Source organism: Prescottella sp. D32 (assembly GCF_037287305.1).
In the GTDB taxonomy this organism is placed as follows: Bacteria; Actinomycetota; Actinomycetes; order Mycobacteriales; family Mycobacteriaceae; genus Prescottella; species Prescottella equi.
Genome location: NZ_JARBSW010000006.1, coordinates 274,154 through 288,694 on the forward strand (window position 1 = coordinate 274,154; position 14,541 = coordinate 288,694).

General features: G+C 69.2%; 16 protein-coding genes. 4 read left to right on the forward strand and 12 right to left on the reverse strand.

The window, feature by feature from the left end; genetic code table 11:
- Nucleotides 1-62 precede the first annotated feature (62 nt).
- Complete coding sequence (locus PSS76_RS22455; protein WP_084844430.1) at nucleotides 63-1,214, forward strand: multidrug effflux MFS transporter; 1,152 nt, start codon at nucleotides 63-65, stop codon at nucleotides 1,212-1,214.
- A gap of 19 nt (nucleotides 1,215-1,233) precedes the next feature.
- Here PSS76_RS22455 and PSS76_RS22460 read toward each other — a convergent pair whose 3' ends face one another.
- A complete protein-coding gene (locus PSS76_RS22460) occupies nucleotides 1,234-2,013 on the reverse strand; it encodes a siderophore-interacting protein (protein ID WP_081187810.1) in 780 nt (259 codons plus the stop codon).
- A 75-nt stretch (nucleotides 2,014-2,088) separates the two neighbouring features.
- The gene (locus PSS76_RS22465) at nucleotides 2,089-3,222 is read right to left on the reverse strand and encodes a GIY-YIG nuclease family protein (RefSeq protein WP_337456639.1); all 1,134 of its coding nucleotides are present in this window, start codon (nucleotides 3,220-3,222) and stop codon (nucleotides 2,089-2,091) included.
- A gap of 151 nt (nucleotides 3,223-3,373) precedes the next feature.
- Between PSS76_RS22465 and hadA the strand changes: the two genes are divergently transcribed.
- Nucleotides 3,374-3,907, forward strand: a complete 534-nt coding sequence (gene hadA, locus PSS76_RS22470) for a (3R)-hydroxyacyl-ACP dehydratase subunit HadA (protein WP_005513923.1) — start codon at nucleotides 3,374-3,376, stop codon at nucleotides 3,905-3,907.
- A gap of 11 nt (nucleotides 3,908-3,918) precedes the next feature.
- Here hadA and dprA read toward each other — a convergent pair whose 3' ends face one another.
- The 3 genes from dprA to PSS76_RS22485 are packed head-to-tail and all read right to left on the reverse strand — an operon-like array spanning nucleotide 3,919 to nucleotide 6,901.
- Complete coding sequence (gene dprA, locus PSS76_RS22475; RefSeq protein WP_013415670.1) at nucleotides 3,919-5,040, reverse strand: DNA-processing protein DprA; 1,122 nt, start codon at nucleotides 5,038-5,040, stop codon at nucleotides 3,919-3,921.
- Nucleotides 5,037-6,545, reverse strand: coding sequence for a YifB family Mg chelatase-like AAA ATPase (locus PSS76_RS22480; protein WP_069855002.1), 1,509 nt, complete (start codon nucleotides 6,543-6,545; stop codon nucleotides 5,037-5,039). Before PSS76_RS22480 ends, dprA begins: the two co-directional genes overlap by 4 nt.
- Nucleotides 6,545-6,901, reverse strand: coding sequence for a YraN family protein (locus PSS76_RS22485; RefSeq protein WP_013415668.1), 357 nt, complete (start codon nucleotides 6,899-6,901; stop codon nucleotides 6,545-6,547). The genes PSS76_RS22480 and PSS76_RS22485 overlap by 1 nt, the downstream gene beginning before the upstream one ends.
- 37 nt (nucleotides 6,902-6,938) lie before the next feature.
- On the opposite strand from PSS76_RS22485, the gene PSS76_RS22490 reads away from it, so the two are divergent.
- Nucleotides 6,939-7,118: a hypothetical protein gene (locus PSS76_RS22490; RefSeq protein ID WP_145238933.1), complete on the forward strand. Its 180-nt coding sequence runs from the start codon at nucleotides 6,939-6,941 to the stop codon at nucleotides 7,116-7,118.
- On the opposite strand, the gene PSS76_RS22495 is transcribed toward PSS76_RS22490, so the two are convergent.
- The 6 genes from PSS76_RS22495 to PSS76_RS22520 all read right to left on the reverse strand — a co-directional run bounded on the left by PSS76_RS22495 (nucleotide 7,115) and on the right by PSS76_RS22520 (nucleotide 11,314).
- Complete coding sequence (locus PSS76_RS22495) at nucleotides 7,115-7,432, reverse strand: DUF2469 domain-containing protein (protein WP_005513927.1); 318 nt, start codon at nucleotides 7,430-7,432, stop codon at nucleotides 7,115-7,117. The genes PSS76_RS22490 and PSS76_RS22495 overlap by 4 nt on opposite strands.
- Nucleotides 7,433-7,480: 48 nt before the next feature.
- Complete coding sequence (locus PSS76_RS22500; protein WP_081121976.1) at nucleotides 7,481-8,173, reverse strand: ribonuclease HII; 693 nt, start codon at nucleotides 8,171-8,173, stop codon at nucleotides 7,481-7,483.
- On the reverse strand, nucleotides 8,170-8,943 hold the full coding sequence (gene lepB / locus PSS76_RS22505; RefSeq protein ID WP_013415665.1) for a signal peptidase I: 774 nt from the start codon (nucleotides 8,941-8,943) through the stop codon (nucleotides 8,170-8,172). The genes PSS76_RS22500 and lepB overlap by 4 nt, the downstream gene beginning before the upstream one ends.
- A 97-nt stretch (nucleotides 8,944-9,040) precedes the next feature.
- On the reverse strand, nucleotides 9,041-9,382 hold the full coding sequence (gene rplS, locus PSS76_RS22510; protein WP_005513937.1) for a 50S ribosomal protein L19: 342 nt from the start codon (nucleotides 9,380-9,382) through the stop codon (nucleotides 9,041-9,043).
- Nucleotides 9,383-9,455: 73 nt separating this feature from the next.
- Complete coding sequence (locus PSS76_RS22515; RefSeq protein ID WP_013415664.1) at nucleotides 9,456-10,340, reverse strand: hypothetical protein; 885 nt, start codon at nucleotides 10,338-10,340, stop codon at nucleotides 9,456-9,458.
- A complete protein-coding gene (locus tag PSS76_RS22520; RefSeq protein WP_013415663.1) occupies nucleotides 10,340-11,314 on the reverse strand; it encodes a formylglycine-generating enzyme family protein in 975 nt (324 codons plus the stop codon). The genes PSS76_RS22515 and PSS76_RS22520 overlap by 1 nt, the downstream gene beginning before the upstream one ends.
- Before the next feature lie 110 nt (nucleotides 11,315-11,424).
- Between PSS76_RS22520 and PSS76_RS22525 the strand changes: the two genes are divergently transcribed.
- A complete protein-coding gene (locus PSS76_RS22525; RefSeq protein WP_013415662.1) occupies nucleotides 11,425-12,096 on the forward strand; it encodes a GAP family protein in 672 nt (223 codons plus the stop codon).
- Nucleotides 12,097-12,140: 44 nt separating this feature from the next.
- On the opposite strand, the gene PSS76_RS22530 is transcribed toward PSS76_RS22525, so the two are convergent.
- A complete protein-coding gene (locus PSS76_RS22530; protein ID WP_005513941.1) occupies nucleotides 12,141-14,465 on the reverse strand; it encodes a Tex family protein in 2,325 nt (774 codons plus the stop codon).
- Nucleotides 14,466-14,541 lie beyond the last annotated feature (76 nt).

Genomic DNA, 14,541 nt, shown 5'->3' on the forward strand with positions numbered 1-14,541 from the left:
CCGGAATTCGCAAGTGTCCGCGCCGGTAGGGTTCTCGCGTGAAACGAGCGATTCCCCTCCCCATGTTGTGCGTTCTGGCCCTACTCTCGGCGATCGCTCCCCTGGCCACCGACATGTACCTTCCGGCGTTGCCGTCGATGACGGGCGCGCTCGACACGTCGGACACGAGCGTGCAGCTGACGCTCGCCACCTTCATGGCCGGACTCGGCGTGGGCCAGCTGATCGTCGGACCGCTGTCCGACGGCCTGGGCCGGCGGAAGCTGCTCATCGTCGGGACCGTGTTGTGCGCGATCAGCGGGGTGCTGTGCGCGATCGCCCCCACCGTGGAGATCCTCATCGCGGCCCGCCTGCTGCAGGGTTTCAGCGGCGGCGCCGGAATCGTGTTGGCGCGCGCCGTGATCGCGGACCGCGCCAAGGGCGACGTCGCGGCCCGGCTGTTCAGCATCATGATGATCATCGGCGGCGTGGCACCCGTCGTCGCCCCGTTGATGGGCGGCGCGCTGCTCGGCCCGATCGGGTGGCGGGGCATCTTCTGGGTCCTCGCCGGGGCGTCGATCGTCATGTTCCTGGGCGTGCTGTTCCTGGTCCCGGAGACGCTTCCGAAGGATCGCCGGCACGGCGGTGGGCTGGCGGCACTGACCCGGAACATGAACTACGTCGTGCGCAACCGCGTGTACGTGGGCTACGCGCTGACGTTCGCGTTCGGCTTCGGCGCGTTGTTCTCGTACATCTCGGCGTCGTCGTTCGTCGTCCAGGAGGTGATGGGCCTGTCCCCTGGCCAGTTCTCGATCGTCTTCGCGATCAACTCGGCGGGCATCGTCGCCGGCAGCATCGTCAACACCAAGCTCATCGGAACGTTCCAGGCCCGCCAACTGCTGACGTTCGGCGTCGGCCTGCTGCTCACCGCGGGCGTGTTGCTCCTGCTCGCGACCACCGTCGGTGGCACGCAGATCTGGCTGGTCCTGCCGCTGCTGTTCGGTGTGGTCACGAGTATCGGCTTCATCATGGGCAATGCCACGGCACTGGCCCAGGGGCAGGTGCCGGAAGCCGCCGGCACCGGATCGGCGCTGATGGGCGCCTGCCAGTTCGGACTCGCCGCCATCGTGTCGCCGCTGGTGGGAATCGGTGGTACCGCGGTACCGATGGCGATCGCGATCGTCGTCTCGGGCGCCGTCGCGATGACCGCGCTGAGGACCCTGGCCCGCACCGCGTAGGGCGCGGGCCGGGGCGTACTCAGTGGGCCGTCGCCTCGGCCGCCGCCAGTTCCGACTTCCACACCCGGAAGCCCTCCTCGGTGCGGCCGCGCCGCCAGTACCCGGAGATCGAGGCCGACGCCGCGGGCACCCCGTGTTCCTTGCGGATGTAGGGACGCAAGCCGTGCATGACGGCGTCGGCCTCGCCGTGGATGAAGACGTGGACGTCACCCGGCAGCCACGGCATTGCCCGGACCGCCGACACGAGCGGCGCGTTCGTCCCGGAGATGTCCTCCCCTGCCGCATCCGAGGTCGTGCCGCGGTGGATCCAGGAGACCTGCACGCCCGGCCCCGCCGGCAGCGCGATCTCGTCGTCGACGTCGGCGACCTCGATGAACACCCGGGCCACCGCGTCGGGAGCCAGCGCCGCGACCGCCGTCGAAATCGCCGGGAGGGCCGACTCGTCCCCGGCGATGAGGTGCCAATCGGCGTCCGCGCGCGGCGTGTACGCCCCGCCCGGTCCGCGCAGCGTCACCGTGGCGCCCGGCTGGACGGACGCCGCCCACGGCCCGGCCACGCCGTTGTCGCCGTGGACGACGAAGTCGATCGCGATCTCCCGTGCCACCAGGTCGACGGACCGGACCGTGTAGGTGCGGAGCACCGTGTCGTCACCCGAACCGAACTCGATCTTGACGTAGGAATCGGTGAACTCGGACGGCTCGAAGGTCTCGAACCCTGGGTCTCCCAATACGACCCGCACCATGTGTCGTGCGATCCGCTCCGTCCGCACGACCGTCCACGTCGATGTCTTCCTTGCCACTGCGCACTCCTCGAAATCACAAACAGTCTATGGTTAGCGTTGCCTAACCATAGACTGTTCGAGTGCTTCGCGGCGTCAGCGACCGTGCGGACGCGCCATCGTCAGCCGCTGCACCCAACCGTGCGCCGGCCACACCTTGAGTCCGGCCCGGTCCGGCGTGACCCGGGTGCCGACCAACGCGGATTCGAGTTCGACATCCCGCTCACCGGTGAAACGGAACTGCTGATCCGCGACGGCACCCACCTGGTTCCAGGACCGTGCCCGGAACACCGCACGGACGATGTTGTCAGCGAAGACGATCACCGGCAGATCAGCCACATTGCGTGCGGCCGCACCCGCACGCCAGGGGCCACGCGCCGCCTCGTACACGTCCTCGGCGGACAGCGACGGATCCGCCGCGGCGGGAACCCGCACAAGCGCGCCCGGAACCGGCAGCTCCGGCGCCGGCAGCGCGGAGTACTGGACCGCCAACTCCTCCACCGACATCGCGCGCCGCTCGAGATCCGCAGGTTCGCCGGCCAGGTTGGTCAACACCGGACGGGTCGAACGACGTTCGAGCAGCCGGAGGGCGTCGGTGACGACGTGGACCGCCTCGCGCGCTTCCGCCGCCGCATCGTGAGCCGTCTCGATCCGGTGCCGCAACACAATGTGGTCCACCGAATGTCCGGCCGCGTAGATGTCTCGGATCCGCTGGATCCACGCACCGCGTGCCTCGTCCCGGTCGGGATCCCCCACGGCCTCCGAATCGAGCGTGCCGGCCTCGCCCAGCGCATCCCAATCGTGCGAGTAAATCTTGTTGCCACGGCCGGCGCCGACGTAGAAGATCGACCTGTCCCGGGGATCTCGCAACGCGTACACATAGAGTCCGAGGTTCTCGACGACCCGGGGCGAGAGCGGATTCGGCGCGGGCTTCCGCTCCCGCGGCTCGGCTGTGATCACACGCATGACCGCGAGCCGGAGAGCGTCGGAGACTGCGGTGCCGCCGACGGCCGGCCCCTCGAACAGGACCTCGGCCGCGTCCCGCACCGAACTGAATGTCCGTCCCGCGTTGTCGGCGAGCGCGCCCACCACCGCAGCGAACTCGGCGAGGCGCACCTTGGGATCGCTCACCACGCCACGTCCCTCGTCGTTCGTGAGGAAGTCGCGGATTCCCGGTGCTGCCAGGAGCACGAGGGTGATGTCATCGGGAACGGTCCAGACGGTAGCCATGACGCGACTTTAGGCGATCACAGGACCCGACGCGGTCCGCCTTGTCGTCCGGCGACCGGATGTCCGGTTCCGGGAAGGACTCCTGTGGCGGAAACGACACGCATCTGCCCGATATCGGTTACCGGGAGCAAATTTCCGTCACACTCGGAGGGTGACCCGACCAGCGGAATCGACCGAGGAACGTGCCGCGCGCGCCGAGCGCCTGGTCGGCTACAGCTACCGCATGCCGGACTTCTACGAGGTGGGCCGCGAGAAGGTCCGCGAGTACGCGACCGCCGTGCAGAACGCCCATCCCGCCCACTACGACGAGCAGGCCGCCCGGGACCTCGGCCACAGCGCCCTCGTCGCACCCCTGACCTTCGTGTCGGTGATCGGAATCATCGCGCAGAAGTACCTCTTCGAGCAGATCGTGCCCGGGTTCGACCTCAGCCAGATTCTGCAGACGGACCAGAAACTGGTGTTCCATCGGCCGATCCGGGCCGGGGACCGCCTCACCGTCGACGTCTCGCTGGAGTCGTTCCGGCAGACGGCCGGTAGCGACATCATCGTCACGAAGAACGAGGTCTGCGACGATGCAGGTGTACCGGTCGTGACCACCCTGACCACGCTGGTGGGCCGTACCGGCGACACATCCGATCCCCTTCGGATTCAGCGCATCAAGGACGTGATGATGCGCGAGGCCTGATCGACCGGGGATCAGCCGCGCCGGAACCACCCCGATTCGTCGGAGCCGACGAATCCGTCCAACTCGAGCACCGGCAGCACTGCCCGCACCCGCTCGATCGTGACCCCTGATTCCTCCGACAGTTCGCGGGTGCTGCACGTTCCGGCGGCCGGCAGTGCCTCGTAGACGGTCGCCGCGTCGCCCTGGAGAACGTCCAGCGCGCGGGCCGGCCCGAGACCCTCGCCGTCGACGCCGATCGGACCGGCCTCCTCGACGACGTCCGCGGCGCTCGAGACCAGCCGCGCCTCACCTTCCCGAATCATCCGATGGCATCCCGTCGATGCCGCCGACGTCACCGGGCCCGGCACCGCGAGCACCGGCCGGCCCAGTCGCCGCCCCCACGTCGCCGTGTTCCGGGCTCCGCTGCGCCAGCCCGCCTCGACCACGACGACCGCCTCGGACAGCCCGGCCACCAACCGATTTCGGGCCAGGAACCGGTACCGCGCGGGCGAGGTCCCCGGCGGGTACTCGCTGATCACCGCACCGTCGCGGGCGATCTGCTGCAGCAGCCGCCCGTGGCCGGCCGGATAGGCGCGGTCGACGCCACACGCCAGCACCGCGACGGTCAGCCCGCCCACGCCGAGCGCCGCCCGATGCGCCGCCGCATCGACCCCGAATGCCGCGCCGGACACGATCGTCCAGCCGTCGGCCGCGAGGTCACCGGCGATCTCGGCGGTCACATGCTCCCCGTAGGAGCTGGCCGCGCGGGTACCCACCACCGCGACCGACCGCGCCGCCAACTCGTCGACCGACCTGTCGCCGAGCACCCACAGCGCCAACGGTGCACCGTCGTCGCGACCGGACCCGAGCGCGTCGAAGGCGAGCAGTCGCCAGCGCGGCCACTCGTCGTCGTCCGGGGTCACGAGTCGCCCGCCCATCGACCGCAGCAGGTCCAGGTCGCGGGCGGCGGTGTCGAGATGCGCCCGCGCCGACGTCCGCCGGTCCAGGAAGCTCGACAGATCCCGCTCCCGCACCGCCCGTGCGGCGTCCACCGGTCCCACCGCAGCCGCCAGCTGGGCCAGCGGCGGGCACGCCCCCTGCACCACCTTCGACAGATAGGCCCAGGCCAGCAGCCGCGGATCGTGCCCCGTCACGCGGCGCCTCGATCCCGGAATTCGAGCGCCGTCGTGACCTGATCGGTCCCCGGCGTCTCGAGACCGGCGAGATCGGCGAGCGTCCAGGCGACGCGCAGTGCCCGGTCCGCGCCGCGGGCGGTGATCACGCCCTTGCTCAGCAATCGTTCGAGAGGCGCGACGGACTCGCGGGGCAACCGGAACCGCTGCCGCAGCGCCGGCCCCGGTACCTCCGCGTTGGTGCGCCACCCGTACGGCCGCCAGCGTTCGGTGGCGGCCTGACGGGCAGCGGCTACGCGTCCCCGCACCGCCTCCGTGCTCTCGCCCACCTCGTCCATCAGTGCCCCGGTGGCGACCCCCTTCATCCGGATCCGCAGGTCCACCCGGTCGAGCAGCGGGCCCGACAACCGACCCAGGTAGCGGCGACGTATCGTCGGCGGGCAGATGCAGTCGACCTCCCTCGCCGGGGCACACGGGCACGGGTTGGCCGCGAGGACCAACTGGAACCGCGCGGGGTAGCGGGCGACGCCGTCGCGTCGCGCGATCCGCACCTCGCCGTCCTCGAGCGGTGTTCGCAATGCCTCGAGTGCCTTGGTTCCCATCTCGGCGCACTCGTCGAGGAAGAGAATTCCGCGGTGTGCACGGCTGACGGCGCCGGGCTTGGCCATTCCGCTGCCACCGCCGACGAGTGCGCTCACCGACGACGTGTGGTGGGGCGCGATGAACGGCGGCTCCGTGACGAGCGGTCGGTCCGAGGTCAGCAGCCCCGCGACCGAGTGAATCGCCGTGACCTCCAACGCCTCCGGGTCCGACAGCGGCGGCAGGATGCCGGGCAGCCGCTGCGCCAGCATCGTCTTTCCGATCCCGGGCGGTCCGGTCAGCATCAGGTGGTGCGCTCCGGCGGCCGCGACCTCGACGGCCCAGCGCGCGTCCGGCTGACCGACCACTTCGCTGAGATCCCCTCGCGCCGCGCCGGTTCCCGCATCGAACGGCTCCGGGGCCGCCAACTGGCTCTTCCCCTGCAGCCACTCGGTGACCGCGGTCAGGTGATCCGCACCCCACACCTCGATCCCGTCGACCAGCCCGGCCTCGGACAGCGCAGGTAGTGGCACCACCACCGCCGGCCAGCCCGCCTTCTTCGCAGCAAGCACCGCCGGTAGCACGCCGCGCACCGTCCGCAGCCGCCCGTCGAGTGCGAGTTCGCCCAGCAGCACCGTCTTTTCGAGGCGCTTACGTGGAATCTGACGCGCCGCGTCGAGCACCGCGCACGCCAACGCCAGGTCGTACACGCTTCCGACCTTCGGCAGGGTGGCCGGCGACAACGCGAGCGTCACACGCGATTCCGGCCACTTCGCGCCCGAATTCGTGACCGCGGCCCGCACGCGATCGCGCGACTCCTGCAGCGCCGTGTCCGGCAATCCGACGAGATGCACCCCCGGCAGCCCGCGTCCGATGTCCGCCTCGATCTCCACGATCTGGCCGTCGACGCCGGTGACGGCGACCGAGTGGGCGCGACCGAGTGCCATCAGAACACTGCCGGCAGGTGCGTGACGGCGGGCTCGCGTCGACGATCGACGAGGACTGCGACCACGTCGAACCGTACGTGCGGCCAATGCCGATCCGAATCGGCGAGCCAACGCTGGGCCAGCATCCGGATGCGCCGTTGCTTGGCGTACGTCACCGCTTCCGCCGGGCTGCCGAAGCCCAGGCCCGAACGCGTCTTCACCTCCACGAACACGATGGTGTCGCCGTCCACCGCAACCAGATCCAATTCGCCGTGGCGGCACCGCCAGTTGCGGTCGAGGATCCGCATGCCGGCCGCGGTCAGTGCCGACGCCGCCAGTTCCTCCCCCATCGCGCCCAGCGCGAGATTACGTGCCATCCGGGTATCCCCCTCACACGGCCGGAACCTCCCGCCGGTGAAGCCGACTGTGCCCGCTCACGCCCACACCCCTCGAAGCCCGAACTGGGCGAACACGATTGCCCTGTGGATGGACGAGGAGCTGTGGAAGAACGGAAGCACCGAGGCGGCGTTCCCCGAAACCGCGGAGGCCGCGCCCCCGTTCGGGGTGCGCGGCCTCCGGCAGCTCTCGGTCTAACCCAGGCCGTTGTCCGGCAGCCTGAGGTCGGACTTCTCCAGTTCTTCGATGTTCACATCCTTGAACGTGATCACTCGCACGTACTTCACGAACCGGGCCGGCCGGTACATGTCCCACACCCACGCGTCGGACATCCGCACCTCGAAGTAGATCTCGCCGTCGGCGCTGTGCGGCAGCAGTTCCACAGAGTTCGCGAGATAGAACCGGCGCTCGGTCTCCACGACGTACGAGAACTGTCCGACGATGTCCCGGTACTCGCGGTACAGCGACAGTTCCATCTCGGTTTCGTACTTCTCGAGATCCTCGGCACTCATCGGCCTCGACGTCCTCCTGCGTTGTTGTGAACACTCATCATCTCGTACCTAGCCCGTCGCACCGAATGCGCGGCCCTCCGCCGACTCGAAGGCGCGGCTCGCCGCGGCTACGTTCGCGTAGGACATCCGATGCTCACGGCACGGGCCCAGCTCGTTCAGGGCCGCGGTGTGCACCGCGGTGCTGTAGCCCTTGTGACCGGCGAACCCGTAGCCGGGCAGTTCGTCGTCGAGCGCGACCATCGTGCGGTCACGGCTCACCTTGGCGAGGACGCTGGCGGCGGCGATGCACGCGGCCGACGCGTCGCCGCCGATCACGGGCAGCGACGGCGTGGGCAACCCCGGCACCCGGAAGCCGTCGGTGAGGACGTAGCCCGGCGCGACGGTCAGCCCCGCCACGGCCCGACGCATCCCCTCGATGTTCGCGACGTGCACGCCGATGCGGTCGACCTCCGCTGCCGGGATCTCCACGACGCTCCAGGCGACCGCCAGGCGCTTGATCACCGGGAACAGCTCGTCCCGGACCTTCTCGGTGAGCTTCTTCGAATCGTCGAGTCGGGCCAGCGCCGCATGCGGCTTGGAGCCGAGGACGCACGCGGCGACCACGAGCGGTCCGGCGCACGCGCCCCGGCCGGCCTCGTCGACGCCGGCGACCGGCCCGAGCCCGCTCCGGACCAGCGCAGACTCCATCGTCCGCAAGCCGGACGCTCTGCGAATGACGGTTCTCGGTGGCCAGGTACTCACTGCTGCTGGATGTCGGGAGACGAGATCGATCCCCACCGGCCCGGGGGCAGGACGATGAAGGTCGCCTTACCGATCACATTGTCCACCGGAATCGTGCCCTGCATCTCGTCGGAGACGTGGTACCGCGAATCCGCGGAATTGCTGCGGTTGTCGCCCATCACCCACAGGTGCCCCTCGGGAACCGTGACGGGTCCGAAGCAGCGTCCGGACTTCACGGCGGTGTCACACGTCTGCACGCCGGGGATGAAAGGGAAGTCCATCGTGATGTACGGCTCGTCGAGCGGCTTTCCGTCGACCAGGACACGGCCCTGGTCGTCGCAGCACTCGACGGTCTGCCCACCCGTCGCGATGACGCGTTTGACGAGATCGTTCTCGTCCGGCGGCACGACACCGACGAGCGAGCCGACCTCCTGCAGACCGCGGACCACCACGTTGTCCGAGCGTGTCGACGAATATCCCTCGGACCACGACTCCGGGCCGCGGAAGACCACGACGTCGCCGGGCTTCGGGTCGCCGAATCGGTAACTGATCTTCTCGACGACGATGCGGTCACCGGTGCACCCGGGGCAACCGTGCAGCGTCGGCTCCATAGACTCGGACGGAATGAGGTAGACCCGGGCGATGAACGTCTGCAGCAGGAAACTCAACAGCAAGGCGACGACGATGAGGATCGGGATCTCACGCCAGAACGATCGAGGTTTCTTGTCCTTCCCCCTGCGCCTGCGGGACCGTCCCCCGGTCTGCTCCTGCTCGGTCTCGTCCGGCGTCACGTCCGGGTCCTGCGGTGCATCTGCCACGGAGACAGATTAGCCCGACACCGCGTGAAAACGGTGCCGGGCCAATCGAAGAAGCTCGGAGCGTCGAAGCTCAGCGCTTTTCCTTGATCTTCGCAGCCTTGCCGCGGAGGTCGCGCAGGTAGTACAGCTTGGCGCGACGGACGTCACCGCGGGTGAGGACCTCGATCTGAGCCAGGTTGGGGCTGTGGACCGGGAAGGTGCGCTCGACGCCGACGCCGAACGAGACCTTGCGGACCGTGAAGGTCTCGCGCACGCCGCCACCCTGGCGACGGATCACGACACCCTTGAAGACCTGCACGCGCTCCTTCGAGCCCTCGATAACCTTGACGTGCACGTTCAGGGTGTCACCGGGACGGAACTCCGGAATGTCGTCGCGGAGGGACTTGGCGTCCAGGAAGTCCAAGGTGTTCATGGGTGTTCCATCCTTGCGTTTTCGCAGGAGCAGAGGAACCGAGCGGCGGTGGCTCGACTGGTTCGTGCTCGGATCAGGTTGAGTCGCCCTCGACAGGCAACCCGACCATTGTGCCAGACGTCCCGGCGTGCGCGGAAATCGGCGCGGGTGCCGCCTGCACGATCCGTTCCAGCTCCTCCTCGGTCGCCGTCAGTGCGTGCTCGACGCTGGGTTTGCCCGCGACGAGATCCTGCACGTAGATCTTGGCGCGGATCATCGGCCGCCGGAACCGCTTCTCCCGTTCGATCGCGCGTCGCATGCGACGCGGCCTCGACACGTACCGCCATCTCGCCCACGGCGCACCCGGCCGGCTCAGCCGGATCGCGCCGACCAGCAGGATCGGGAAGACGAACATCCCCACCAGACCGGTCCAGATCTTGCCCTTGGCGATGACGATCGCGGCGAGGCCGAGGTTGACGACGACGAGTCCGACGAGTGCGGCCCGGACGGCGAGGTGCGGATTCTCGCGCCACTCGGTGATGTCGAGCAGCTCCAGTGGCTGGAACCCGAGCAGCAGCAGACCGGTGACGGCGAGCGCGACGAAGACGGCGTCCACCGACGCCCGTCCCTGATCGGACCAGTACACGTCCTTGAGATAGAAGATCAGCGCGAACTCGTCGAGCACCAGCGCGGAGCCGATCCCGAAGAAGGTCGCCAGCACCGCCCCGGCGCCCTGCGACGCGTTCTCGTACACCGCGATCAGGGCGATCCCGGACGCGAACATCGTCACGACCCCGAACACGACGTGGTGGATGTGCTGGCCGCCGGGAGTGATGTTCCCCGGCCACCAGCGCACCTCGGCCCGGATCATCCGCACGCTGATCCGGATGAAGACGAAGGCGAGCAGGAAGCCGACCAGAAAGAAGAGCAGCGGAAGGCGTCCGTTCGCGACGATCTCCCGATCCAGCCAGTGCTCCATCAGGACGGTCCGGGTCCGCGGACGATGCACCGGAAGCCGATGTGGCAGGTCGACGTCTCCTCGGTCTCGCCCTGACGCGCGGCGGGCCGGTAGCGCAGGCAGTAGTTGGGGGCGCACAGGTGCGAGCCGCCCTTGATCACGCGCCGCGGGTACGCCTCGCCGGCCTGCACCTCACCGATCTCGACCCGCGGATTGCGGGGAATGCAGCACGACGACGCGGGTGCCACGTTCTTGCCCGACGCACCGTGGTCGGCGGTGTGGAAGTCGGTGGTCCACTCCCACACGTTGCCCGCGACGTCGACGAGGCCGTAGCCGTTGGGTCGGAACGTCCCGACCGGTGACGTGCCGACGAAACCGTCCTCGGCGAGGTTCTGCCACGGGAACTGTCCCTGCCACGTGTTGGCCTGGTGCCGGCCGTCGGGAGCGAACTCGTCGCCCCACACGAACGTCTTTCGGTCGAGACCGCCGCGGGCCGCGAACTCCCACTCGGCCTCGGTGGGCAGTGTCTTGCCCGCCCACGCGGCATACGCCTGCGCGTCGGAGTACGAGACGTGGGTGACGGGATGCCGCTCACGGCCCCCGACGTTGCTGCCCGGACCCTCGGGGTGGCGCCAGTCCGCCCCCGGCACCCACGACCACCACTGCTGGTAGTCGTCGAGCGACACCGGTTGCGCGGGCGGGGTGAAGACGAGTGACCCGGGGACGAGCAGCGCGGGATCGGCGTCGGGGTAGTCGGCAGGGTCGGGCGCGGTCTCCGCGGTCGTGACGTGACCGGTCGCCTTCACGAACCGCCGGAACTCGGCCACCGTCACCTGATGGGTGTCCATCCAGAAACCGTCCACACCGACCTCGTGGACGGGGCGCTCCTCCGGATAGAAGTCCTCGGAGCCCATCCAGAACGTTCCCCCGGGAACCCACACCATGTTCTTCGGCGCGCGGGACGGATCAGTGCCCACAGATGCGATCGGCTGCATGGTTCACGAGCATTCCACCTGCGGGTGCGTCACGAAAGCCGGAGCGGGATCCGGCGTTTCACCCGTCGAGGGTGGGGCGCGTCCACATCCGGTGCTGCGATCATCCCGTCATGGGTACCGCCATCGGGGATGTGCTCCCCCTCGCGATCGGCGTCGCGATCAGCCCGATCCCGATCATCGCGACGATCCTGATGTTGCTCACGCCGCGGGCAGGGAGCACTGCGACGGCCTTTCTCGCCGGTTGGATTCTCGGGATCGCCGTCGGGTACGTGGTCTTCGTGGCGATCGGCAGCGCGATCGACCTGTCGTCGAATTCGGACGGGAACGCGGTCACGGCAACTATCCGGCTCGTGCTCGGTGTGCTGCTGCTCGCGCTCGCCGTCAAGCAGTGGCGGACTCGTCCGGCGCCCGGTGAGGAGCCGAGCATGCCGGCGTGGCTGGCCGCGATCGACAAGGTCACCCCGGGAAAGGCTCTCGCGCTGGGCGTGGGGCTGTCCGCGATCAATCCGAAGAACCTGCTGATGATCGTCGGCGCCGCCGTCGCCGTCAGCCAACTCGATGTCGGGGTCGGCGCGAAGACCGTCACCGGTGTCGTGTTCACGATCCTCGCCGCGAGCACGGTGGCCGTCCCGGTCGTCGGCTACTTCACGATGCGCGAGCGGGCGACGTCGTGGCTGCAGGGCCTGAAGGTGTGGCTCACCGCCAACAACGCCGCGGTGATGGCGGTGCTCCTGCTCGTGATCGGTGTGTCCCTGATCGGCAAGGGCATCGGCGGGTACTGACGCCGACGGGCGCCCCGCTCACAGCAGGACGCCCGTCGCGCGTGTCACTTCCCGAAGCCGGCCTTGCGCAGCGCGTCCGCCATCGAGCCGCTCGCGGGACGATCGTCGCGACGGTCCCGGCCCTGCCCGCCCTGCCGCTGCCCGCCCTGTCGCCGACCACCGCCCTGACCGTTCGGTCGCGGGCCCCGGCCGCCCTGGCCACCCTTCGGGGCGGCGGCGCCGACCTCGTCGTCCAGGCGCAGCGTCAAGCCGATGCGCTGACGCTCGACATCCACCTCCAGAACCTTGACCTTGACGACGTCGCCGGACTTCACCACTTCGCGCGGGTCGCTGACGAAGGTGCGCGACATCGCCGACACGTGGACCAGACCATCCTGGTGCACCCCGACGTCCACGAAGGCCCCGAAGGCGGCGACGTTGGTGACGACGCCCTCGAGCACCATGCCCGGCTTCAGGTGTGCGACCTTTTCGATGCCCGCCGCGAAGGTCGCCGTCTTGAACTCGGGGCGCGGGTCGCGGCCCGGCTTGTCCAGCTCGGCGATGATGTCGGTGACGGTCGGCAGACCGAACTTCTCGTCGACGAAGTCCGTCGGCTGCAGCTTCTGCAGGAGGGCCGTGTTGCCGATCAGCTCCCCCACCGCCGACCCGGAGGACTGCACGATCCGGCGCACCACCGGGTAGGCCTCCGGGTGTACGGCCGACGCGTCGAGCGGGTCGTCGCCGCCCCGGATCCGCAGGAAGCCGGCGCACTGCTCGAACGCCTTCGGGCCCAGACGCGGGACGTCCTTGAGTCCCTTGCGGCTGCGGAACGGCCCGTTCTGGTCGCGGTAGGCGACGATGCTCTCGGCGAGCGAACCGGCGATGCCCGACACCCGGGACAGCAGCGGCACCGATGCGGTGTTCACATCGACGCCGACCGCGTTCACGGCGTCCTCGACGACCGCCCCGAGCGAGCGCGCGAGCATCGTCTCGGACACGTCGTGCTGGTACTGCCCGACGCCGATCGACTTGGGGTCGATCTTCACCAGCTCGGCCAGCGGGTCCTGCAGGCGCCGCGCGATCGACACGGCGCCACGGATCGAGACGTCGAGATCGGGCAGTTCCTGCGACGCGTACGCCGAAGCCGAATACACCGACGCGCCCGCCTCTGACACCATGACCTTCGTCAGCCCGGCCTGCGGGAACTTCGAGATCAGTTCCGCGGCAAGCGCGTCCGTTTCACGCGACGCGGTGCCGTTGCCGATCGCGACGAGGTCGACACCGTGTTTGGCGGCGAGTGCCGCGAGCGTCGCCAGTGCCTGATCCCACTTGTTGTGCGGCTGGTGCGGGTAGATCGTGTCGTGCGCGACGACCTTGCCGGTCGCGTCGACGACGGCGACCTTCGTGCCGGTGCGGAAGCCCGGATCCAGGCCCATGGTGGCGCGCGTACCCGCCGGGGCCGCGAGCAGCAGATCCTTGAGGTTGGCAGCGAACACGTCGACCGCGTCCTTCTCGGCGGACTGCCGCAGGCGCATGCGGGTGTCGATGCCCAGCGTGATCAGCATCTTCGTCTTCCACGCCCAACGAACGGTGTCGAGCAGCCAGCGGTCGGCCGCACGCCCCCGGTCGGCGATACCGAACCGGGAGGCGATCCGAGCCTCGTAGACGCTGGTCTCGCCGGGCTCGAGCGGCTCACGGTCGGACGCGAGGGTCAGCGAGAGGATCTCTTCCTTCTCGCCGCGGAACATCGCGAGGATCCGGTGCGACGGCAGCTTCTCGAACGGCTCGGAGAACTCGAAGTAATCCGCGAACTTGGCGCCCTCGGTCTCCTTGCCCTTGCGGACCGTCGACTCGACCTGGCCACGGGTCCACATCAGCTCGCGCAGCTCACCGACCAGGTCGGCGTCCTCGGCGAACCGCTCGACGAGAATCGCGCGGGCGCCGTCGAGCTGCTCGGCGTCGTAGCCGGCGGGATCGATCGTCGGATCGCCGATCAGCGCGTCCGCCACCGGCTCGTGGCCGGCCTCACGCGCGATCTGTGCCTTGGTGCGCCGCTTCGGCTTGTAAGGCAGGTAGATGTCCTCGAGACGCGCCTTGGTGTCGGCGAGCATGATCTGCTGCTCGAGTTGGTCGTCGAGCTTGTCCTGCGAGCGGATCGATTCGAGGATCGCGATACGACGCTCGTCGAGTTCACGCAGGTAACGCAGCCGCTCCTCGAGCTGGCGCAACTGGGCGTCGTCCAGACCGCCGGTGACCTCCTTGCGGTAACGCGCAACGAACGGAACGGTCGCCCCACCGTCGAGGAGGTCGACCGCCGCGGCGACCTGCCCCTCCCGTACGTCGAGCTCCTCGGCGATGCGGTGGTTCACAGATTTGAGAGCAGTCGTCACGGCGAACGACCCTACCGCTAGCCTGTCGTGAGCGTCGGCAACGAGGCCGCCCGCCGAGATCTACCTGGAGGACCCG

What these genes read in the sequence shown, in the direction of transcription:
- PSS76_RS22455 (WP_084844430.1), top strand. Translation starts at nt 63, where the DNA reads ATGTTGTGCGTTCTGGCCCTACTCTCGGCGATCGCTCCCCTGGCCACC.
- PSS76_RS22465 (WP_337456639.1), bottom strand. Translation starts at nt 3,222, where the DNA reads ATGGCTACCGTCTGGACCGTTCCCGATGACATCACCCTCGTGCTCCTG.
- PSS76_RS22480 (WP_069855002.1), bottom strand. Translation starts at nt 6,545, where the DNA reads ATGGCACTCGGTCGCGCCCACTCGGTCGCCGTCACCGGCGTCGACGGC.
- PSS76_RS22485 (WP_013415668.1), bottom strand. Translation starts at nt 6,901, where the DNA reads ATGGCACGTAATCTCGCGCTGGGCGCGATGGGGGAGGAACTGGCGGCG.
- PSS76_RS22495 (WP_005513927.1), bottom strand. Translation starts at nt 7,432, where the DNA reads ATGAGTGCCGAGGATCTCGAGAAGTACGAAACCGAGATGGAACTGTCG.
- rplS (WP_005513937.1), bottom strand. Translation starts at nt 9,382, where the DNA reads ATGAACACCTTGGACTTCCTGGACGCCAAGTCCCTCCGCGACGACATT.
- PSS76_RS22515 (WP_013415664.1), bottom strand. Translation starts at nt 10,340, where the DNA reads ATGGAGCACTGGCTGGATCGGGAGATCGTCGCGAACGGACGCCTTCCG.
- PSS76_RS22520 (WP_013415663.1), bottom strand. Translation starts at nt 11,314, where the DNA reads ATGCAGCCGATCGCATCTGTGGGCACTGATCCGTCCCGCGCGCCGAAG.
- PSS76_RS22525 (WP_013415662.1), top strand. Translation starts at nt 11,425, where the DNA reads ATGGGTACCGCCATCGGGGATGTGCTCCCCCTCGCGATCGGCGTCGCG.